A 20,747-nucleotide genomic window follows, 5' to 3' on the forward strand; every position below is an offset into this window, starting at 1 on the left:
GCAAACCTGAAGGTCGCGCCGCAGCGGCACGGTGCCGCACCGGGCACGCGCGAAAGCCGGCCGCGCGCCCGTGTTTAAGCTCCCGCTAAGGCACGCGCGCTTATCATGGGAACCCCGGGCGCCATGGCGCCCCGTTGAAGAGACACGAATCCATGCGCGTACTGCTCGTCGAGGACGATCCGCTGATCGGCAGCGGGCTCGAACAGGGCCTCAAACAGGAAGGCTTCGCGGTCGACTGGGTGAAGGACGGCGACGCCGCGTCGCTCGCGTTGCGCGCGACCGGCTACGGCCTGCTGCTGCTCGATCTCGGGCTGCCGAACCGCGACGGCCTGTCGGTGCTCGCTGCGCTGCGCCGCCGCGACGAAAACCTGCCCGCGATCATCATCACCGCGCGCGACGGCGTGCCCGACCGCATCGCGGGCCTCGACAGCGGCGCGGACGACTATCTCGTCAAGCCGTTCGAACTCGACGAACTGCTCGCCCGCATCCGCGCGGTCAACCGCCGCCACGCGGGCCGCGCGCAGACGACCCTCGCGATCGGCCCGCTGCGGCTCGACCCCGTCAAGCACCTCGTCTGGCTCGGCGACGACGAAGTCACGCTGTCGCCGAAGGAGTTCGTGCTGCTGCATGAGCTGATGCGCGACCCGGGCGCGGTTATTTCGCGCGAGCAGTTCGAGGAGCGGCTGTACAGCTGGGGCGAGGAAATCGAGAGCAACGCCGTGCAGGTGCACATCCACAACCTGCGCAAGAAGCTCGGCCACGACATGATCCGCACGGTGCGCGGCGTCGGCTACCGGATCGGTGACGGCGCATGACGCGCATGCAACACGCGATCGCACGCTGGCGCAACGCGTCGCTGCGGCGGCGCCTGCTGATGTGGCTGCTCCCGGCCGCGTGCGTGATCGGCCTCGTCGCGAGCGCCGGCACCTACTGGGGCGCGCTGCGCGAGCTCGACGACCTGCTCGACGACCAGATGCGCAGCATGTCGAAGCAGATCGTCGTCGGCCCGAACGGCGAGCTGTCGTTCAGCAACCGCGCCAGCGGCAAGCACGGTTTCGAGGCGAGCGATCCCGACGCCGTGCTGCTGCAGGTCTGGCGCAACGGCAAGCTCGTGTATTCGACCGACCGCGATTCGACCCTGCCGCCGCCCGAGCAGAAAGGCATCGCGAGCGTCGACGTCGGCGGCCAGCCGTGGCGCACCTACGTGACCGAACGCGGCGGCACGACGATCCGGCTCGCGCAGGCACGCCATGCGCGCTGGGAAGCGATCGCGGGTATCGCCGTGCACCTGCTGTGGCCCGTGTTCTCGATGCTGCCGCTGCTCGCGATCGGCCTGTGGTTCGGCATCGGCGCGGGGTTGCGGCCGCTGCGCACGATCGCATCCGGCCTCAAACGCAGGAATGCGAACAATCTCGAGCCGGTCGACGTCGGCGCGATGCCGAACGAAGTCCGTCCGCTCGCCGAAGCGATCAACGACCTGCTCGCGCGCCTGGACCGTTCGTTCACGCTGCAACGGCACTTCATCGCCGATGCCGCGCACGAATTGCGCACGCCGATCATGGGCTTGTCGATCCAGTCGCAGCTGCTGCGGCGCGCGTCGACCGCCGAGGAACGCGAGCACATCCTCGCGCAGATCCATGCCGGCACGACGCGGCTCGGCCACCTCGCCGAACAGCTGCTGACGCTCGCGCGCCTCGAACCCGATGCGCAGGCGGCCGCCTCCGCGTCGGCGCCCGTCGATCTCTCCGCGCTGTGCCGGTCGGTGGTATCGGATCGCACGCGCGTCGCCGACGCGCACCGGATCGATCTCGGCGCGATCGTATCGACGCCCGTGATGACGTCGGGCAATGCCGACACGCTGCGCGTGCTGCTGAACAACCTCGTCGACAACGCGATCCGTTATGCGGGCGACGGCGCGCGTGTCGACGTGTCCGCGCGGCTCGACGGCACGACGCCCGTGCTCGAAGTCGCCGACGACGGCCCCGGCATCCCGGAAGCCGAACGCACCGATGTGTGGGAGCGTTTCTATCGCGGCGAAGGCGCGCAGGCCGTCACGTCGTCGGGCAGCGGGCTCGGGCTGTCGATCGTCAAGCGGATCGCCGAACAGCATCGCGCGACGGTCGCACTCGGCACGACACGCGGCGGGCGCGGGCTGACCGTCACGGTGCGCTTTCCGCTGCCGGCCTGACGCCGCGCGACACACGACACGCAGCTTTTCCACAGATTGTGTTGGCAAGCTTGTGGACAACCTTTCATTAACGGCACCAAGCCATTGATCGGAAAGGGTTTGTCAGGGCTGCGTCGGAAATGCGCCGCCCGGGTCACTCATGCTCCCCGCTCAGTTGTCGAAGACGATCCGCTCGATCCGCAGGCCGGTCGAGGTTTCGAGAATGCTGGCGTATTTCTTCACGACGCAAAACAGGCGGCCCTTGGGATAGTCGTCCGGCCTTTGCCGGGTGCGATCCTCGGTGTGGACGACCACGGTACCGTCGAACGGATGCGCGCCGACGTGTTCACCCATGAAATAGAGCTGACCGTTCAGTTGGTAATAGCCGTGCCCGAGGTACCAGAACGAATCGCTCCCCGTGGCGATCCGGTCAGCGCCCAGATAGATCCCGTCCCCCTTCCGGACGATCGCGTAGAACAGCAAGCCGATTTTCGGCTCGATGATCGTGTAGTGATTGGCGCGGATGTCGTCGACTACCTTGTCGCGTAGTGCGTCGCCCATGTATTCGGCCGTGCCGAAATATGCGGTCTCGTATCGGGCCGGCAGGCACGCGTGTGCAGGCGTTCCGCATGCGATCGCCAGCAGCGGCACGGCGACCGTTTTCCAGATGGTTCTCACTGATTCTCTCCAGGTTCTTTGTTGTTGGCCCGCCATCCGTCGCGGCAAATGTTACCGGTGCCGGATCGCGTTGCCAGTTTACCGGCCTGACTACGCTCAGTGACGCTCATTCGCCAATTTGACAACCAGTTGTCCATTACGTAAAGTAGTTGTCAATTCATCACGCGTATCGAACATGACGAAATCCGCGAAGTTGACCACCGTCGCGCTGTCCGTATTCCGGTTGAACGGCCTGCTGATCGAATGGGGCAACACCTTTGCCGGCCCGCACGGGCTGACCAGTGCGCGCTGGCAGGTGCTGGGTGCCATCGCGATGGCACCGGTTGCCCCGAACATCCCGCAGATCGCCGAAGCAATGGGCATCACGCGGCAGGCCGTGCTGAAACAGGTCAACGTGCTGACCGACGAAGGGCTCATCCAGTCGCTACCCAATCCGGCGCACAAGCGCTCGCCTCTGTATGCGCTGACGCCGCGTGGTGATGCGGCCTATCAGGCCGTGGTCGGGGAGTGGCAACAGCATGTCCGCGACATCGCCGGCGACTTCAGTTCGGCTGACCTGGACGCGGCGATCCGCGTGCTGTCAGCGATGTCCAGCGCACATGGCGCCGATGCACCGATGTGAGCGCTCAATCGCGCCCGCCCCCCTCACCCGAAGGAGTTCCCATGCCTCAATTCAAGCCGATGGATCCGGCCTTTCCGATCCAGCAACAGATCGGCATCGACGCCGAGCCGGTCGTTCTCGTCAACCTGTTCACGTTGGCCCCCGCCGACGAAGCGGACTTTCTCTCCGTGTGGAAGGACGATGCCGAATTCATGAAGCAGCAGCCGGGATTCATCTCGACCCAGCTTCATCGCGCGCTCGGCGACAGTCCGACTTACCTGAACTACGCGATCTGGGAATCGACCGAAGCATTTCGCGCGGCCTTCACGCACCCCGGGTTCGTGGCCAAGCTGTCGGCCTATCCGTCGTCCGCCGTCGCGAGCCCGCACCTGTTCCAGAAAGTCGGCGTGGCCGGCATCTGCACTGCGTGAGTGCCCGCACGCATCGCGGCAACACGTGGCATCCGCGGGTGTCCTGCGCGTCGCGCACGCACCCCGACTTCTCCACAGAAAATGTTGGCAAGCTTGTGGATATCCTGCGCACCGCAACGCTAAACCCTTGATCCGATGGACTTTGGCACGCGTGATGCAGACGAGGCCCCGGTGACGGCCGCCGCGTCCACCGCTTCGCCGCACTTCGCATCACGACGCCACGACGATGCACGCCGCAGCCGGCGCATACGGGCCGGCCATGCGCTGCGCCACTTACCCACAGATTTTGTTGGCAAGCTTGTGGATATCCTGCGCACGCGTGCGCTAACCCGTTGATCGGCTTAGGGTTCATGCGCCGCGTCACGGTTGCGGCAGCGTGCGGCCCGGACATGCGCGAATGCGGACGATCCCGCGCGACAGACGCGCCGCCGCCGTGCACCGCCCTCGCCTTGACGCTCGCGCCCGCCGCGCGTCAAGATCACGCGAGCCGCACGCGGCCGCGCATCACCGGCTTCGCGCGACGGCTAAACGGGCCGGACGTTCCGCCCGACACATCACTCCGAGGAAGGCCATGGAACACTTCACCGCGTGGCAGCTGGTCGTCTCACTCGTGCTCGTCGCCGTCGTCGTTTATCCGTACGTCCGCATCGTCCGGCGCACCGGGCATTCGGGCTGGTGGATCCTGACGATGTTCGTCCCGATCCTGAACTTCGTCATGTTGTGGGTGTTCGCGTTCGTGCGCTGGCCCACGGTCGACGATCGGCAGCCCTGACCGTCGCCGCCGCGGCCGCCGGGCTTGTCCACAATTTTTGTTGGCAAGCATGTGGATAGCCTGCGCATACCGCGATCAAGCGCTTGATCCGAAAGACTTTGTCCGCGCCGCCTCAAATGCGGCACGCGGCAGGCAAAGTGCCGCTCGCACGTCGTCGCGCCACGTGACGGGCCGCCTTCCGCGCGGGCGAACCGGCTTGTCCACAGATTGTGTTGGCAAGCGTGTGGATAGCCTGCGCATACCGCGACCAAGCGCTTGATCCGAAAGACTTTGTCCGCGCCGCCTCAAATGTGGCACGCCGGCCCGCGCCACGCCGGGCGCGGCCGCGCGCGGGCTTGTCCACAATTTTTGTTGGCAAGCATGTGGATATCCTGAGCATGCGTGACCTAAGTCGTTGATCGCACAACGTTTGATCGCGCGGGTCACGGCTGCGGCACGGCCCGCCTGCGCATCGCATCAAGCATGCGCACCGCACCGCCCGCGTCAACCGAATGCCTGAACCACGATGCGCGCGACCGACGCGATCACGTCGTCCTTCGAGCGCGCATCGGCACGCGCCTGCGTGTAGTACACGGCCACCGCGATCGGCGCACGCGACGGCGACCACACGACACCCGCGTCGTTGGTCGTCCCGTAGTCGCCGGTGCCCGTCTTGTCACCGACCGTCCACCCGGCCGGCACGCCCGCGCGCAGCCGCTTGTCGCCCACCTTGTTGCCGCGCATCCACGCAACGAGCTGCGCACGCTGCGCGGCCGGCAGCGCATCGCCGACCATCAGCACGCGCATGCTCGCGGCCATCGCGGCCGGCGTCGTCGTGTCGCGCAGGTCGCCCGGCAGCGCGGTATTCAGTTCGGTCTCCCATCGATCGAGCCTGAACGTGTCGTCGCCGATCGAGCGCACGTAGGCCGTCACCGCCGACGGGCCGCCGAGCAGCTTCATCAGCAGGTTCGCGGCCGAGTTGTCGCTGTACTGGATCGCAGCCTCGCACAACGCGGCGACCGTCATGCCCTCGCCGACATGCTTCTCCGACACCGGCGAATAGTTGACGAGATCGGCCCGGGTATACGTCACGCGCTGTTGCAGCAACGCCGGACGCTCGACGCTCTGCGCCAGCACCGCCGCACTCAGCATCGCCTTGAACGTGCTGCAGAACGGGAAGCGTTCGTCCGCGCGATGCGCGATGACGCGGCCGCTCGCCGCGTCGATCGCGCACACGCCGAGGCGGCCGCCCACGCTGCTTTCGAGCTCGGCCAGCATCTGCCCGGCGGCGGCAGGCGCCACGGCCGCCGCAGCGGCCGCGGCGGCGGCGCTTGCCTCGTCGGGCGCGGCGGCCTGCCGCGACGCGCACGCGGTGACGGTGAGAACGAGCGGCGCCGTCGCGGCGGCCAGCAACAGGGTTCGACGTTTCGATGAGTAGGTCATGTCGGTTGTCTCGTGATGGAATGGAGGCGAATCGATAGTGAAAACGGCCGGCCGCCGAGACAGCACTATCGTGACTTTACGGTTGCCTGACAAGCAACGATAATTGAGCGCTGACAAAAGAAAATCTTATGACCAAGCTCCGCCCTCATCTTCCGCTCAATGCCCTGCGCGCGTTCGAATCGTCGGCGCGCCACCTGAACTTCACGCGCGCCGGCCTTGAGCTGAGCGTGACCCAGGCCGCGGTCAGCCAGCAGGTGCGCTCGCTCGAGGAGCGGCTCGGCTGCACGCTGTTCACGCGGCTGCCGCGCGGCCTCGGGCTCACCGACGAGGGGCGCGCACTGCTGCCCGTGCTGAGCGACGCGTTCAGCCGCATCGAGACGGTGCTCAAGCAGTTCGACGGCGGGCGCTTCCACGAGGTGCTGTCGCTCGGCGTCGTCGGCACCTTTGCCATAGGCTGGCTAATGCCACGGTTGAAGCAGTTCGGCGATACGCACCCGTTCGTCGAGCTGCGGCTGCGGACCAACAACAACGTCGTCGATCTCGCCGCCGAGGGCCTCGACTTCGCGATCCGCTTCGGGGAAGGCAGCTGGCCGGCGACGCGCAACGAGCACCTGCTCGACGCGCCGCTCACCGCGCTGTGCGCGCCGGACATCGCGCGACGCCTCGCGCAACCGGCCGATCTCGCGAACGAAACGCTGCTGCGCTCGTACCGCACCGACGAATGGCTCGGCTGGTTCGACGCCGCGCAGCTCGCGCCATGGGCGGTCAACGGGCCCGTGTTCGATTCGTCGCGGCTGATGGTCGAGGCCGCGATGCAGGGCGCGGGCGTCGCGCTCGCGCCGGCATGCATGTTCGTACGCGAACTTCAGCTCGGCCTGCTCGCACGGCCGTTCGACATCGACGTGCGTGCCGGCGGCTACTGGCTCACCTCGCTGAAGTCGAAGCCGCTCACGCCGGCAATGACGCTCTTTCGCGACTGGATCGTGGCCGAAGCAGCCGCCGCGGCGCAGGACGAATGACACGGCCCCGCTTGTCCACAGAAAGTGTTGGCAAGGATGTGGATATCCTGGGTACCCGGGGCGTAAGCCGTTGATCGCGCACGAATTAGCGTGCGGACGCAGACATCGGGCAGCCCGTGTGCACCGGGCTTCGCGAGCGGGCTCCTCGGCGGACCGATCCTCAACTGTCGCGACGCAATCGATTGCGAGTTATCCACAGAATATGTTGGCAAGCCTGTGGATATCCCGCCGATGCGGCGCGTAACACGCTGATACAAAAGGGGATTCGATACCAGGACCTTGCGCGGTCAACCGTGTGGCACCGCACACGCTTTCGCACGGCACGCACCGCACCTCTGACCCGGGGCCGGACGGTTCTCCACAGATTGTGTTGGCAAGCTTGTGGATATCCTGCGCATCGGCCACCTAACTCATTGAGCGCACGGGGTTTTGTGCTTCGTCTGCGGAATCGGGCAGCGCCGGCGCAGCCCTTTCGGCCAACGCCGGCGCCAGCCGCGCATCAATGCCGGTCAAGCCCGCCGCGCAGTTCGCTCGCCTTGTCGCGCAGCGCCTCGTAACCCGAGCGCGCGTGCTCGGGCAGGTCGGGATCGCCGATCAGCGCGCCGAGCGTTTCGATCAGGCTGAACAGAATGCCTTTCGCCGCGCCGACCGCGATGCTCTGCGATTCGATCGACTTGTGCAGGTGGTCGACCGCCGCTTCCAGATTCTCGAGCTTGTGCTCGCCGTCGTCGGGCCGGTTGTCGGTCGTCATCGTTTACCTCCGCCATCGTTCAAGGGTCATGTCACGATTCTATGCCGCGTCGTGCGAACGTGGCGCGACATCGCGCAACGTTCGCGCGGCACCGCTACAGCACCGCGACCACCTTCACGCGGCCCGGCTGCTCCGCCGACGCGACGACCTGGCCGTCGACGCGGCGGAACGTGAGCGACACGGTTTCTTCACCGACGCGCAACGCGTCGATCCGCAGCCAGTCGACGCCTTCCGGCAGCGTCGGACGCTCGACGCGCACCTCGTGACGCGACGCGTCGATGCTCACGCCGAGGCAGGCCTGCAGCATCATGAACGGCGCGCCCGCCGCCCATGCTTGCGGCAGGCAGGCCACCGGATACGCGGTCGGCGGTTCGCCGCGCCGGCGCGGAAACCCGCAGAACAGCTCGGGCAAGCGCATCTCGAAACTCACCGCCGCCTCGAACAGCGCGCGCAGCAGGTTCACCGCGGCCGTCTTGTCGCCGTAGCGCGCGAGGCCGCGCGCGATCAGCGCATTGTCGTGCGGCCACACCGAGCCGTTGTGATACGCCATCGGGTTGAAGCGCGGCTGGCCGGCGGCCAGCGTGCGGATGCCCCAGCCGGTCTGGAACAGCGCCGAGCCGAGCACGCCGGCAACCGCCGCGCCGCGCTCGGCGTCGGGCAGCCCGAACGCGAGCAGGTGGCCCGCGTTCGATGCGAACACGCGGCACAGGTCGCCATGACCGTCGAGCGCGATGCCGTAGAAATCGCCTTCCGGCATCCAGAACAGCGCGTCGACCTGCTCGCGCAGCGCCTTCGCGCGCAGCGCATAACGCGTGGCGTCGGCCGCGTGGCCGCGCCGGTACGAGCACATCGACATCGCATCGAGCGCCGCGCACGCATACGCCTGCACTTCGACGAGCGCGATCGGCCCATCCGGAAAGCGGCCGTCCGCATGGAACACCGAATCGTGGCTGTCCTTCCAGCCCTGGTTCGCGAGGCCGCGCTCCGACGTGCGCTGGTAATCGAGCAATCCGTAAGGATTGCGGTCGCACTTGTCGATCACCCATTGCGCGGCGCGCTCGAGCGCGGGCCACAGTTCGTCGATCAGCGCATCGTCGCCGGTGCGTTCGACATACGCGCCCGCGAGCACGATGAACAGCGGCGTCGTATCGACACCGCCGTAGTACAGCGCGAACGGCACCTCGCCCGTCGCGGCCATCTCGCTGCGGCGGAACTCGTGCATGATCTTGCCGGGCTCGGCATCGCGGAACGCGGAAGTCTCGCGCGCCTGGTGCTCGGCCAGGAACCGCAGCACGCCGCGCGCGAGCGACGGCTGCAGCCAGAGCATCTGCAACGACGTGATGACCGCGTCGCGGCCGAACGGCGTCGAGAACCACGGAATGCCCGCATACGGGTACGGCCCCGTGTCGAGCTGCGTCGTGAGCAGCCCGAGATCCGCGAGCGAACGGTCGAGCCACGCATCGAACAGCGGATTGCCGGTGTTCACGCGCGCCATCGATTCGCGCCGCGCGCGCATCTCGCGGTGCACGCCGACGAGCGCGGTGCGCAGCGCGACGCGGCCGCATCCCGGCCCTTCCTCATGCACCGGGCCGAGCGTCGCATCGACGGTCAGGTAGATCGACACGCATGCCTGCGCGGCGATCGTCAGCGTGTAATCGGCACGATCGACCGACAGCGCGTCGGGCGCCGGCGAGAAATGCACGGTCACGTTGCGCTCGACGCTGTCGAGGCCGTCGTAGCGCAGGCGCACCGCGCCCGCGTCGACGCGCGGCGCCACCACGGTGCCGCGCTTCGGGCGCTGGGTGCCGCGCACCTCGAACATGTCCTTGAAATCGGCCGCGAACGACAGCGACAGCGGCACTTCGGCCTCGCTCGAGCCGTAGTTCGTCAGCGTCAGCGCTTCGTAAAGCACGTCGCCCGCGAGCACGCGCATCCGTTCGATATGGATCACGCCCTCGGGCGTTTCGTGGCCGCCGAGCGGCGGCAGCGGGCGGTTCGTCAGGTGGGCGGTGAACGACGCGTTGTCGGCGCTCGTCGCGCCCGACAGCAGCGACGGCGCGCGGCCGCCGAACGTCAGGCGCCACTTCGACAGCACGCGCATGTCGTCGACGAACAGGCCGTCGTCATGACCGCCGATGTCGCCGAGCGCGTCGCTGACCACGAACGCGTTGCCGGATTTCAGCACGTACTGGTTGTTGCGCGCCAGTGCCTGCGGATCGGCTTCGGGCGCGATGAAGGCGGGGCCCGACGCGTGGGTCGGGGCAGTTGGCGCAACCTGCGGCGCCTGGGTCGTCGTGGCTTCGGCGTGATTCAGCATCGATGCTCCTGTGTCGAGCGCGACGCGCGTGGCGCGCCGCGTGGTTCGCACAGGATAGGACAGAACGGGGAACGTGCGCAGCGACGAAAAGAGCGCGACGCCATGCGACGTTGCCGTCGCCGCCTGGCGTCGCTTACAGGCACATCAAGTGCGGATCAGAATTTCCACAGGATGTTGCCGAGGATCGCGTTGTCGCGCACGCCGCTGCCGTACTGGCCACTGTACGTGAGGCCGAGCGTCAGGCGCTTCGTGATGTTCGCGTCGATGCCGGCCTCGAGCACGGCGCTGTCGCGAGCAATCGGCACGCCCGACACCTGGAACGACGTGCCGCCGTTCGCGAACGTGAACGCCGACGACGGCCGCACGTTGCCGAACGCATGCCTCCAGCCGACCGTCCCGCGCGCGGTGAACGTGCCGCTCCCGATCGAGCCGAGCTGCGACGCCGCGCGCAAGCCGAGCGTCGAGAAGCCGACGTGGGTCGTCTCGCCGCCGGCGCGCAGTGCGGCCGCGCCGCCCGTTTCCGTATAACCGTCGGTATGCAGGTTCACATACGCGAGGCCCGCGAACGGTTCGATCGCCACGGGCCCGACCGGCAGCGCGTAGCCGACTTCGCCGAACACCTGCGCCGAATTCGCGTCGTAACCGGCCGAATCGTGATCGGAGAAACCCGCGAAGCCCGGATTGCGGTCGCTGTTGATTCGGTACCACGTGTACGACGCGCCGCCGCGCACGCCGAGCGCACCGTACTGCGCGCCGCCGTACAGCGACAGGTAGTAGCTGTTCACCGACGCCGACGAACTCTGGGCGTTGTCGAGCGAGCTGTGCGTGACGCCCGCGGCCAGGCCCGCACGCCACTTGTCGTTGAGCGCCATGTCGGCACCGGCGATGAAGCCCGTCATGCTGCGGTTGATCGTCGACGCGTTGCCGTCGCCGGTGAGCCGGCTGCGGCCGCCGAACGCCTGCCCCCAGACCACCGGTTGATAAGGCGTGCCGCCGTAGCAGCCCTCGCGCGAACCGATCCGGCGTTCCGGCGGCAGCGTCGGGTCGACCGCGCCGGCCGTGTTGTCCCCGCACAGCGCGGCACCGCCCGACGACAGCGCGGCGAGCGGGCCCGATCCGGGCGCGAGGCCCTGGCGGACGCGATCGGTCACCGCGTCGCGAACGTAGCGGCTGTCGAGCAGCAGCATGCTCTTCAGGCTCGCCTGCAGTTCGCCGTCGAGCAGCCCGTATGCGCGGCGTGCGGTCGGCACGTCGGTCGTCAGGACCGCGTCGTACAGCGGATTGCCGGCGCCGAGCCCGCCGAGCGCGGCCGCGACCGCGCGCTGGTTGGGCGTCGTCGCGACGTCGGGCAGCGACGTGCCGTTCTGGACCAGTCGCAGGTACACGTGATTCGGGTCGTAGCTGAGCGTCGGCATCAGGAACGCATAGTTCGCATTCACCTGGCTGAACGCGCCCTGCACGCCCGATGCCGCGGTCACGATCGTGTAGGTCGTGCTCGGCTGGTAGCCGCTCTGGTTCGCGAGCACCTGCACGGTGCCGCCGTTCAGCGTCGCCGTGCCGCCTGCCGCGAGGCTGCCGCTTTGCTGCGGCGAAGCCGCGACCTGGAACGTCGAGCCCGGCTGGAACGTGACGTTGCCGCCCACGTTCAGCGCCGCGCCCGGCTGCGACGCGGCCGCCGTCGCGCCGCCCTGCACCACGAGGCCGCCGATCGTGCCGGTGCCCGTGACCGTCGCGCCGTTCTGCACGGTGACGGTCGACTGGCCGAGCGACCCGTTGACGGCGAGCGTGCCCGCGCTGACCGTGGTCGGCCCGCTCAGTGTGCTGGTGCCCGTCAACGTCAGTTGCCCGCTGCCGGCCTGCGTCAGCGAGCCCGCGCCGGACAGCACGCTTGCAATCGTCACGTTGCCGGATTGATTGACGATCAGCGCGCCGTTGTCGACGACATTGCCGGCGATGCTGCCCGACGTGCCGCCGTTGCCGAGTTGCAGCGCACCGCCGGCCGCGATCGTGGTGCCGCCCGTGTACGTGTTCGCGCCCGTCAGCGTCTGAACACCGGTGCCGGCGATCGTCACGCCGCCCGCACCGCCGATCGTCCCGCCGAACGTGCCGTTGCCGCTGCCGTTCAACGTCAGCGCGTTGGCGCCGAGATTGATCGTCGCGCCGGTCGCACCGTTCAACGTGCCGATCGTCTGCGCGCCCGTCGCGGCGCTTACGTCGAGCGTCGCACCCGTGCCCGCGAGATTCACCGCACCCGCCGACGCCAGGCTGCCGCCCGCGCCCAGCGCGAGCGTGCTGCCGCCGTTGATCGTCGTGCCGCCGGTGTAGGTGTTCGCGCCCGTCAGCGTTTGCGTGCCGCTACCGGCAACCGTCACGCCGCCCGTGCCGCCGATCGTCCCGCCGAACGTGTTGTTGCCGCTGCCGTTCAGCGTCAGCGCATTCGTGCCGAGGTTCACGTTCGTGCCGCCCGTGCCGGTCAGCGCACCGATCGTCTGTGCGCCCGTCGCGGCGCTTACGTCGAACGTCGCACCCGTGCCCGCGAGATTCACCGCGCCCGCCGACGCCAGGCTGCCGCCCGCACCCAATGCCAGCGTGCTGCCGCCGTTGACCGTCGTGCCGCCCGTGTACGTATTCGCGCCCGTCAGCGTCTGCGTGCCGGCGCCCGCGAACGTCACGTTGCCCGTGCCGCCGATCGCACCGCCGAACGTGTTGTTGCCGCTGCCGTTCAGCGTCAGGCCATTCGCACCGAGGTTCACGTTCGTGCCGGTACCGCCGGTCAGCACGCCGAGCGTCTGTGCGCCCGATGCGCCGCCGAGGTTGAGCGTCGCGCCCGTGCCGGCGAGATTCACCGCACTACCCGACGCGAGGCTGCCGCCCGCCCCCAGCGCCAGCGTGCTGCCGCCGTTGATCGTCGTGCCGCCGGTGTAAGTGTTCGCGCCCGTCAGCGTTTGCGTGCCGGCACCCGCGAACGTCACGCTGCCCGTGCCGCCGATCGTCCCGCCGAATGTCCCGCCACTTCCGTTCAACGTCAGTGCGTTGCCGCCGAGGTTCACGTTCGTGCCGACCGCGCCGCTCAGCGCACCAAACGTCTGTGCGCCCGACGCGCCGCTCACGTCGAACGTCGCACCCGTGCCGGCGAGATTCACCGCGCTGCCCGAAGCCAGGCTGCCGCCCGCGCCGAGCGCGAGTGTGCTGCCGCCGTTGATCGTCGTGCCGCCGGTGTACGTATTCGCGCCCGTCAGCGTTTGCGTGCCGGCACCCGCGAACGTCACGCTGCCCGTACCGCCGATCGCGCCGCCGAACGTGTTGTTGCCGCTGCCGTTCAGCGTCAGGCCATTCGCACCGAGGTTCACGTTCGTGCCGGTACCGCCGGTCAGCACGCCGAGCGTCTGCGCGCCGGATGCGCCACCGAGGTTGAGCGTCGCGCCCGTGCCGGCGAGACTCACCGCACCGCCCGACGCGAGGCTGCCGTTCGCGCCGAGCGCCAGCGTGCTGCCGGCGTTGATCGTCGTGCCGCCGGTGTAGGTGTTCGCGCCGGTCAGCGTTTGCGTGCCGGTACCCGCGTACGTCACGCTGCCCGTGCCGCCGATCGTCCCGCCGAACGTGCCGCTGGCCGTGCCGCTCAGCGTCAGCCCGTTCGCGCCAAGATCCACGTTCGTATTCGCCGCGCCGTTCAACGCGCCGATCGTTTGCGAGCCCGATGCGCCGCTCAGGTTGAACGTCGCGCCTGCGCCGGCAAGGTTCACGGCACCGCCCGACGCCAGGCTGCCGTTCGCGCCGAGCGCAAGCGTGCTGCCGCCGTTGATCGTCGTGCCGCCGGTGTAGGTGTTCGCACCCGTCAGCGTCTGCATGCCGGCACCCGCGAACGTCACGCTGCCCGTGCCGCCGATCGTCCCGCCGAACGCGTGATTGCCGTTGCCGCTCAACGTCAGCCCGTTCGCGCCAAGATCCACATTCGTATTCGCCGCACCGGTCAGCGCGCCGATCGTTTGCGAACCCGACGCGCCGCTGAGGTTGAACGTCGCGCCCGCACCGGCGAGGTCCACCGTACCGGTCGCCGCGAGGCTGCCGCCCGCACCGAGCGCCAGCGTGCTGCCGCCGTTGATCGTCGTGCCGCCCGTGTAGGTGTTCGTGCCGGACAGCGTTTGCGTGCCCGTGCCGGCCACGGTCAGGCCGCCGGTGCCGCCGATCGTGCCGCCGAAGTTGCCGCTGGCTGTCCCGCTCAGCGTCAGCCCGTTCGTGCCGAGGTTCACGGCCGAGCCGGCCACGCCGCTCAGTGCACCGATCGTCTGCGCGCCCGTCGCGGCGCTCAGGTCGAGCGCCGCGCCCGCGCCGGCCACGTTCACCGCGCCCGTCGCCGCGAGGCTGCCGCCCGCACCGAGCGCCAGCGTGCCGGCGTTGATCGTCGTGCCGCCCGTGTAGGTGTTCGCGGCCGTCAACGTCGTGGTCGCCGCGCCGTCCTTCACGAGACCGCCCGCGCCGGCGATGCCGCCGGTCAGCGTGAGCGCGTTGCTGCCGCCGAGCGTCAGCGTCGAACCGTTGCCAAGATTGACCGCGTTGTCGACCGACAGGTTCGTGTTCGTGTCGAGCGTCGCCGCGCCGCCGACGTTCAGCGTGCCGGTGCCGAGCGCCGCATTGTTGCCGAGCACGACGCTGCTGCCGCCGTTCAGGTTCGTGCCGCCCGAGTAGGTGCTTGCGCCGTTCAGCGTCTGCGTGCCGGTGCCGGCCAGCGTCAGGCTGCCCGTGCCGCCGATCGCGCCGCTGAACGTGCCGCTGGCCGTCCCGCCGAGCGTCAGCCCGTTGCCGCCCATGTTGACGTTCGTCCCGGCCACTCCCGACAGCCCGCCGATCGTCTGTGCGCTCGTCGCGGCGCTCAGGTCGAGCGCTGCACCCGCGTTGGCCAGGTTCACCGCGCCGGTCGCCGCCAGGCTGCCGCCCGCGCCCACCGCGAGCGTGCCGGCGTTGATCGTCGTGCCGCCGGTGTAGGTGTTCGCGCCCGTCAGTGTCGTGGTCGCCGCGCCGTTCTTCACGAGAGCGCCCGCGCCGGCAATGCCGCCGCTCAGCGTGAGCGCGTTGCTGCCGCCGAGCGTCAGCGTCGAACCGTTGCCAAGATTGACCGCGTTGTTGACCGACAGGCTCGTGTTCGTGTCGAGCGTCGCCGCGCCGCCGACGTTCAGCGTGCCGGTGCCGAGCGCCGCATTGTTGCCGAGCACGACGCTGCTGCCGCCGTTCAGGTTCGTGCCGCCCGAGTAGGTGCTTGCGCCGTTCAGCGTCTGCGTGCCGGTGCCGGCCAGCGTCAGGCTGCCCGTGCCGCCGATCGCGCCGCCGAAGGTGCCGCTGGCCGTCCCGTCCAGCGTCAGCCCGTTGCCGCCCATGTTGACGTTCGTCCCGGCCACCCCCGACAGCCCGCCGATCGTCTGCGCGCTCGTCGCGGCGCTCAGGTCGAGCGTCGCACCCGCGTTGGCCAGGTTCACCGCGCCGGTCGCCGCCAGGCTGCCGCCCGCACCCACCGCGAGCGTGCCGGCATTGATCGTCGTGCCGCCGGTGTAGGTGTTCGTCCCCGTCAGCGTCGTGGTCGCCGCGCCGTCCTTCACGAGGGCGCCCGCGCCGGCAATGCCGCCGCTCAGCGTGAGCGCATGGCTGCCGCCCAGTGTCAGCGTCGAACTGGTGGCAAGGTTGACGGCGTTGTTGACCGACAGGTTCGCGCTCGTATCGAGCGTCGCCGCACCGCCGACGGTCAACGCACCCGTGCCGAGTGCCGAGTTGTTGCCGAGCACCAGGCCGCCGGCATTCAGCGTCGTGCCGCCGGTGTAGTTGTTCGCGCCGGACAGCGTCACGGTCGCCGCGCCGTTCTTCACGAGACCGCCGCCGCCCGAGACCGTGCCGTTCAGGCCGACATCGGCGCTGCCGACGAGCGTCAGCGTCGTGCCGATGGCGACGTTGACATTGTTCGCGAGCGATACGTTGGCGGTCGCGTCGAGCGACGACGAGCCGTTGACGTTCACCGCGCCGATGCCGAGCGCCGTATTGCTGCCGACCGCGAGGTTGCCGCCGTTCAGGTTCGTGCCGCCCGAGTACACGTTCGTGCCCGTCAACGTCTGCGTGCCGCTGCCGGAGAGCGTGATGCCGCCCGCGCCGCCGATCGAGCCGGCATACGTCGCATTGGTGGTGCCGTTCAGCGTCAGCGAATTGCCGCCGAGGTTCACGCTGGTACCGGCCGAGCCCGCCAGCGCGCCGATCGCCTGCGCGCTCGTCGCGGCGCTCAGGTCGAGCGTCGCACCCGCGTTCGCCAGGTTCACCGCACCGGTCGCCGCCAGGCTGCCGCCCGCGCCCACCGCGAGCGTGCCGGCATTGATCGTCGTGCCGCCCGTGTAGGTGTTCGCGCCCGTCAGTGTCGTGGTCGCCGCGCCGTTCTTCACGAGACCGCCGTTGCCGCTGATGGTGCCGGCCAGCCCGAGATTGTTGCTGCCGCCGACCGTCAGCGTGCTGCTGTTGGCGAGATTGACGTTGTTGCCGAGCGTCGTGTTCGCACTCGAGTCGAGCGAGGCCGCGGCGTTGACGTTCAGCGCACCGCTGCCGAGCGCCCCGTTGTTGCCGACGACGATGCCGCCGCCGTTCAGGTTCGTGCCGCCCGTATAGCTGTTCGCGCCGTTCAACGTCAGCGTGCCGCCGTCGTTCTTCGTCAGCGCGCCGCCGCCCGTCACCGCGCCCGACAGCGTGAGCCCGGTCGCGCCCTGCACCGTCAGCCCGCCCGCGCCGAGCGTCACGGTATTGGCGACGTTGAGCCCGGCGGCACCCGCCTGCAGCGCGCCGCCGTTGGCCGTGACGTTACCGGTGCCGAGCGACGCGTTGTCGCCGATGATCGCGACGCCGCCCGCCAGCGTCGTGTCCTGCGCGGTCGACGCGCCGTTGATCGTCCAGTTGCCGCTCTGGACGTCGACGTGATTGAAGTTGACGTAATTGTTGACCGCGATCGTGCCGTTCGCGCTGGTGCCCTGCTGCAGGTTGAGCGTGTTGTTGCCGCCCGCGCCGCCGTCGACCGTGCCCGTCGCCGCCACGTTGATCGTGTTCGGGCCGATCGTGATGTTGAATCCGCCGCCGGTGCCGCCCGCCGTGTTGACCGACGAACCCGTCACGGCATTGAACGTGTTGGTGCTGTTCGCGCCCATCGACACGCCGCCGTTGATCGTGCCCGAGTTGGTAAACGTATTGCCCTGGCCGGGCGTGCCGTTCGAGCCGAGCGACACGCGGCCGTTGATCGTCCCGCTGTTCGTCATGTTGACCGTGGCGCCGCCGTACGCAGCCACCACGGGCGCGTCCGCGCCGACGAGGATCGCGCCGACCAGCGGGTTCGAGCCGATCGTGCCGGTGTTGTTGATCGTCGACGTACCGCCCGTGCCGTTCTGGACCGACAGCGCCATGCCCGTCACGCCACTGATCGCCACCCCGGTCGAGCCGTTCATCGTGCCGTTGTTGACGACCGTGGTGTTCGCGCTCGCGGACGCATTGCCGACCACTGCCCCGCTCGACAGCACGCCGAGGCCCGAGCCGAGTGCGGATGGGTCGATCGTGCCGTTGTTGGTCAGCCTGACGCCGTTGCCGGTCAGCGACATCGCGGTGCCGCCGACGCCGAGCAGAACGCCCACGCTCGCGCCGGGATTGACGGTGGCCTGGACGTTGTTCGCGCTGTTCGCATAGCTCGGCGCAAGCGGGTTGGCGACCCCGGAGCAGGTCACCGTCGTGCCCGCCGTGCTGCAGGTCGCCTGGGCGGGCACGATACCGGCGCCGGACAACGCCAGGAAAACGCCCGTCGGCAACAGCAATCTCGGAAACGGTTCGCCGGCTTTTTTCGAACGCGCAAGATTCATGCTTTCCCTCGTTATTGGAATTGGTATTACCGTGAAATCGAACGGCCGGCAGCAGAAAATCGCGGACAAAAGCATCCACGCCGCCTGTCGCGATGCGACGTCGGTTAATTCATGGACGAATCTTTAATTGGCCCGGGAAGGCAGGCGTGAAACTAGTCGAATGACATGTCGATGGCCCCTGTTTTTCTGCAGCGATTTTCTGGTTGATTTGATCACCGCCCTGCTTTTGTCAGACAAGGCTATATCAAAAAAACAGGCTTTTCCAGTCGATCTTTTCCCCATTTGATCGAGGTCCGGCGGGCACGCATTTTTTACTTATCGGGACGCGTCAGACAGGTAAATCCGCATTCCTTTTTTGTCAATTTCCCGGATATTTATTTACAGTAGCGAAAATGACGCATCCGTGAAAATACGGATATCCACGCGATTATCACGGCCGATTTTTTTGCAACGCAATATCCACATGCGCGGGAAGTATCGACACTCGATAATCCACCCGCCTTAATTCATCAGACGAAACGTGCGGGATGTCCAGGGTTAGTCGATGTTCGTCACGCGTCGACCGGAAAACCCGCACCGCGTGACGAAAACAGCCGTATCAGATAAAGCATCGGCCGGAACGAGACGGGCCGCGCATCGGGGTTGACCCACAACCGCACCGCATACACCGCGTAGGCCGGCACTTCGCGCCAGCTCGAATAGATGTCGCGCAACTGGAAACGGGCGGGGTACGCGGCGGAGATGTTCGCCCGCGCGATGCCGACGCGCTCGAACGCGAGCCGCGCCCGCGCGAGGTGGTAGAACTGGCTGACGATCAGCACGCGCGACACGCGGTGCGCCTGCAGGTAAGCGAGCGTGTGCTGCGCCGTCGCGAGCGTGTTGTCGCCCTGGTCGTCCACCGCGATCCGGTCGGCCGGCACGCCGCGCGCCACCAGATAGTCGCGCATCGCGGTCGCCTCGTTCAGCCCGGGGCCGTCGATCGCGCCGCTGACCAGGAACGCCGGGCACTGCCCCGTGCGGTAGCAGCGCACGCCGACATCGAGCCTGGCGGCGAGTACGGGCTTCGGCGCGCCGGTCGCGTCGAGCGCATTGCCGAAGATCACGGCAACGTCGGCCGGCTCGCTCGGCATCCGCAGCCCGTGCGCGACGAGCGCAACGGCTGCGACGATCCACAGGCAGGCGACGATGGCCAGCAGGCGGCCCGTTCGGGCGAAGAAGCCCCGTTTGGTACGGTTTTTCAAGGTTTTCGGTCTCTCAGGTCGTCGGACTCGTCGGACTCGTCGGACTCGTCGGGCTCGCCGGGCTCGCCGGGCATTTCGGCATGCCCGGCCCCGCGCGGGCGCGTAACGCTAGCACGGTGCGCGTCCGGGTGTCCACGCGGCGGACCGATGCCGGACGATGGCCGGCCTTCCGGCAAGTCGACCGGAGCAGCGTGCCCGGCGAAGCGGGCAGGCAACTGGAAAGGGAAAACCTGCGGAGATCTACGGAGATCGAAGAAACGTGAATGACCGTGCCGCGATGCCCGGCCCGGCCCGAATCAGTCGACCGGGCACATCGCGAGCCGCCCCATCGCCTCGCCGGCGCCGCGCACCGCGCAGGTGGCCGGCTCGTCGGCGATCCGGGCGACGAGGCCCGTCTCGTCGTACAGCAGGCGCTCGAGATCCGCGAGCAGCGCGCCGCCGCCCGTCAGCACCACGCCGCGATTCGCGATATCGGTCACGAGCTCGGCCGGCGCGTTCTCCAGCACTGACTTCACCGCGCCGATCACCTGCTTGAGCGGCGCGACCAGCGCGTCCGCCACGTCGTGGTTGGACAGCTCGATCGAGCGCGGCAGGCCGTCGCCGACGCTGCGCCCGACCGCGCGCGTCGACCTGCGCGGCACCGCGCTGGTGGCCGAGCCGATCGACTGCTTCACGTGCTCGGCCGTCTGCTCGCCGAGCAGCACGCCATACAGGTTGCGGACATGGTTGACGATCGCCGCGTCGAACTGGTTGCCGCCGACGCGGATCGCCTCGCGGTAGACGATGCCGCCGAGCGCGATCACCGCGACTTCCGTCGTCCCGCCGCCGATGTCGACGACCATCGAGCCGACCGGCTCGGTCACCGGTAGGCCCGCGCCGAGCCCGGCCGCCAGCGATTCCTCGATCAGTTCGACCTCCGATACACCCGCCGCGAACGCGGCCTCGCGGAGCGCGCGGCGCTCGACGGCCGTCGCATCGGACGGCACGCACAGCGTGACCTCGACGCGGCGGCCGAAACGCGACCGCGTGCGCGACATGTCGATGAAACTGCGGATCATCTGCTCGGCCGCGTGCGCGTCGGCGATCACGCCGTGCCGCATCGGCCGCACGGCTTCGAGATGCCCCGGTTCGCGGCCGAGCAGCGCCTTCGCGAGCTCGCCGACGGCCTCGAGCGTCGGCCGTGCGTCGGTCGCGCCGGCCTTGCGGAAGCAGACGACCGACGGCTGGTTCAGCACCACGCCGCGTTCGTGCGTATAAATCCGCGTACTTGCCGTTCCAGGGTCGATCGCAACGGGTTGCGCAAACAACTTTCCGAACAGCGGTGTCGACATATCAAACCCTTGTAATCGAACGGACGCGGGGCAGCCGCGCCGCATTTCCGTGGCGCGGCCATGCCGCTCCATCACGGACTTAGCGGCAAATCGTTCCGATACTTTAGGCAATTCCAATGATTTTTTCGCGACGCAATTGTCAAATGTGCCGT

General features: G+C 68.5%; 13 protein-coding genes. 6 read left to right on the top strand and 7 right to left on the bottom strand.

What is annotated here, in order from left to right:
* The first annotated feature begins 152 nt into the window (after positions 1–152).
* A complete protein-coding gene (locus FOZ70_RS11345; protein ID WP_021159887.1) occupies positions 153–815 on the top strand; it encodes a response regulator in 663 nt (220 codons plus the stop codon).
* The gene (locus FOZ70_RS11350; protein ID WP_060156263.1) at positions 812–2,188 is read left to right on the top strand and encodes an ATP-binding protein; all 1,377 of its coding nucleotides are present in this window, start codon (positions 812–814) and stop codon (positions 2,186–2,188) included. The genes FOZ70_RS11345 and FOZ70_RS11350 overlap by 4 nt, the downstream gene beginning before the upstream one ends.
* Before the next feature lie 150 nt (positions 2,189–2,338).
* On the opposite strand, the gene FOZ70_RS11355 is transcribed toward FOZ70_RS11350, so the two are convergent.
* Positions 2,339–2,818, bottom strand: a complete 480-nt coding sequence (locus FOZ70_RS11355; RefSeq protein WP_059488326.1) for a hypothetical protein — start codon at positions 2,816–2,818, stop codon at positions 2,339–2,341.
* 202 nt (positions 2,819–3,020) lie between these two features.
* Here FOZ70_RS11355 and FOZ70_RS11360 point away from each other — a divergent pair, with 202 nt between their 5' ends.
* The 3 genes from FOZ70_RS11360 (at position 3,021) to FOZ70_RS11370 (ending at position 4,649) form a co-directional block, all read left to right on the top strand.
* Entirely contained in the window at positions 3,021–3,467 is a 447-nt protein-coding gene (locus tag FOZ70_RS11360; protein ID WP_059860307.1) for a MarR family winged helix-turn-helix transcriptional regulator, read from the top strand.
* A gap of 41 nt (positions 3,468–3,508) precedes the next feature.
* Positions 3,509–3,877 carry an antibiotic biosynthesis monooxygenase family protein gene (locus tag FOZ70_RS11365; protein WP_048026313.1) on the top strand — a complete coding sequence of 123 codons (369 nt, stop codon included), beginning with the start codon at positions 3,509–3,511 and terminating at the stop codon, positions 3,875–3,877.
* A 571-nt stretch (positions 3,878–4,448) separates the two neighbouring features.
* Positions 4,449–4,649 carry a membrane protein gene (locus tag FOZ70_RS11370; protein ID WP_027789587.1) on the top strand — a complete coding sequence of 67 codons (201 nt, stop codon included), beginning with the start codon at positions 4,449–4,451 and terminating at the stop codon, positions 4,647–4,649.
* A 483-nt stretch (positions 4,650–5,132) separates the two neighbouring features.
* On the opposite strand, the gene blaPEN-bcc is transcribed toward FOZ70_RS11370, so the two are convergent.
* Positions 5,133–6,071 (bottom strand): PEN family class A beta-lactamase, Bcc-type, encoded by a 939-nt coding sequence (blaPEN-bcc, locus tag FOZ70_RS11375; RefSeq protein ID WP_219705903.1) that lies wholly within the window; start codon positions 6,069–6,071, stop codon positions 5,133–5,135.
* 128 nt (positions 6,072–6,199) lie between these two features.
* On the opposite strand from blaPEN-bcc, the gene penR reads away from it, so the two are divergent.
* A complete protein-coding gene (penR, locus tag FOZ70_RS11380) occupies positions 6,200–7,090 on the top strand; it encodes a beta-lactamase transcriptional regulator PenR (RefSeq protein WP_219705904.1) in 891 nt (296 codons plus the stop codon).
* A 499-nt stretch (positions 7,091–7,589) separates the two neighbouring features.
* Here the strand turns inward: penR and FOZ70_RS11385 are convergent, their stop codons facing one another.
* The 5 genes from FOZ70_RS11385 to FOZ70_RS11405 all read right to left on the bottom strand — a co-directional run bounded on the left by FOZ70_RS11385 (position 7,590) and on the right by FOZ70_RS11405 (position 20,595).
* On the bottom strand, positions 7,590–7,841 hold the full coding sequence (locus FOZ70_RS11385) for a hypothetical protein (protein ID WP_006482135.1): 252 nt from the start codon (positions 7,839–7,841) through the stop codon (positions 7,590–7,592).
* Between the two features lie 94 nt (positions 7,842–7,935).
* Complete coding sequence (locus FOZ70_RS11390; protein ID WP_219705905.1) at positions 7,936–10,158, bottom strand: amylo-alpha-1,6-glucosidase; 2,223 nt, start codon at positions 10,156–10,158, stop codon at positions 7,936–7,938.
* Between the two features lie 155 nt (positions 10,159–10,313).
* Positions 10,314–18,023 (bottom strand): autotransporter-associated beta strand repeat-containing protein, encoded by a 7,710-nt coding sequence (locus FOZ70_RS11395; RefSeq protein ID WP_219705906.1) that lies wholly within the window; start codon positions 18,021–18,023, stop codon positions 10,314–10,316.
* A 551-nt stretch (positions 18,024–18,574) separates the two neighbouring features.
* Complete coding sequence (locus tag FOZ70_RS11400; protein ID WP_059492091.1) at positions 18,575–19,264, bottom strand: YdcF family protein; 690 nt, start codon at positions 19,262–19,264, stop codon at positions 18,575–18,577.
* A gap of 296 nt (positions 19,265–19,560) precedes the next feature.
* Positions 19,561–20,595, bottom strand: coding sequence for a rod shape-determining protein (locus FOZ70_RS11405; protein WP_027789592.1), 1,035 nt, complete (start codon positions 20,593–20,595; stop codon positions 19,561–19,563).
* Positions 20,596–20,747: the final 152 nt, after the last annotated feature.

The sequence above is a fragment of the Burkholderia sp. COPS genome (assembly GCF_019425585.1).
Classification (GTDB): Bacteria; Pseudomonadota; Gammaproteobacteria; order Burkholderiales; family Burkholderiaceae; genus Burkholderia; species Burkholderia cepacia.

What these genes read in the sequence shown, in the direction of transcription:
- FOZ70_RS11370 (WP_027789587.1), top strand. Translation starts at nt 4,449, where the DNA reads ATGGAACACTTCACCGCGTGGCAGCTGGTCGTCTCACTCGTGCTCGTC.
- FOZ70_RS11350 (WP_060156263.1), top strand. Translation starts at nt 812, where the DNA reads ATGACGCGCATGCAACACGCGATCGCACGCTGGCGCAACGCGTCGCTG.
- FOZ70_RS11395 (WP_219705906.1), bottom strand. Translation starts at nt 18,023, where the DNA reads ATGAATCTTGCGCGTTCGAAAAAAGCCGGCGAACCGTTTCCGAGATTG.
- FOZ70_RS11385 (WP_006482135.1), bottom strand. Translation starts at nt 7,841, where the DNA reads ATGACGACCGACAACCGGCCCGACGACGGCGAGCACAAGCTCGAGAAT.
- FOZ70_RS11360 (WP_059860307.1), top strand. Translation starts at nt 3,021, where the DNA reads ATGACGAAATCCGCGAAGTTGACCACCGTCGCGCTGTCCGTATTCCGG.
- FOZ70_RS11405 (WP_027789592.1), bottom strand. Translation starts at nt 20,595, where the DNA reads ATGTCGACACCGCTGTTCGGAAAGTTGTTTGCGCAACCCGTTGCGATC.
- FOZ70_RS11365 (WP_048026313.1), top strand. Translation starts at nt 3,509, where the DNA reads ATGCCTCAATTCAAGCCGATGGATCCGGCCTTTCCGATCCAGCAACAG.
- FOZ70_RS11390 (WP_219705905.1), bottom strand. Translation starts at nt 10,158, where the DNA reads ATGCTGAATCACGCCGAAGCCACGACGACCCAGGCGCCGCAGGTTGCG.
- blaPEN-bcc (WP_219705903.1), bottom strand. Translation starts at nt 6,071, where the DNA reads ATGACCTACTCATCGAAACGTCGAACCCTGTTGCTGGCCGCCGCGACG.
- FOZ70_RS11345 (WP_021159887.1), top strand. Translation starts at nt 153, where the DNA reads ATGCGCGTACTGCTCGTCGAGGACGATCCGCTGATCGGCAGCGGGCTC.
- penR (WP_219705904.1), top strand. Translation starts at nt 6,200, where the DNA reads ATGACCAAGCTCCGCCCTCATCTTCCGCTCAATGCCCTGCGCGCGTTC.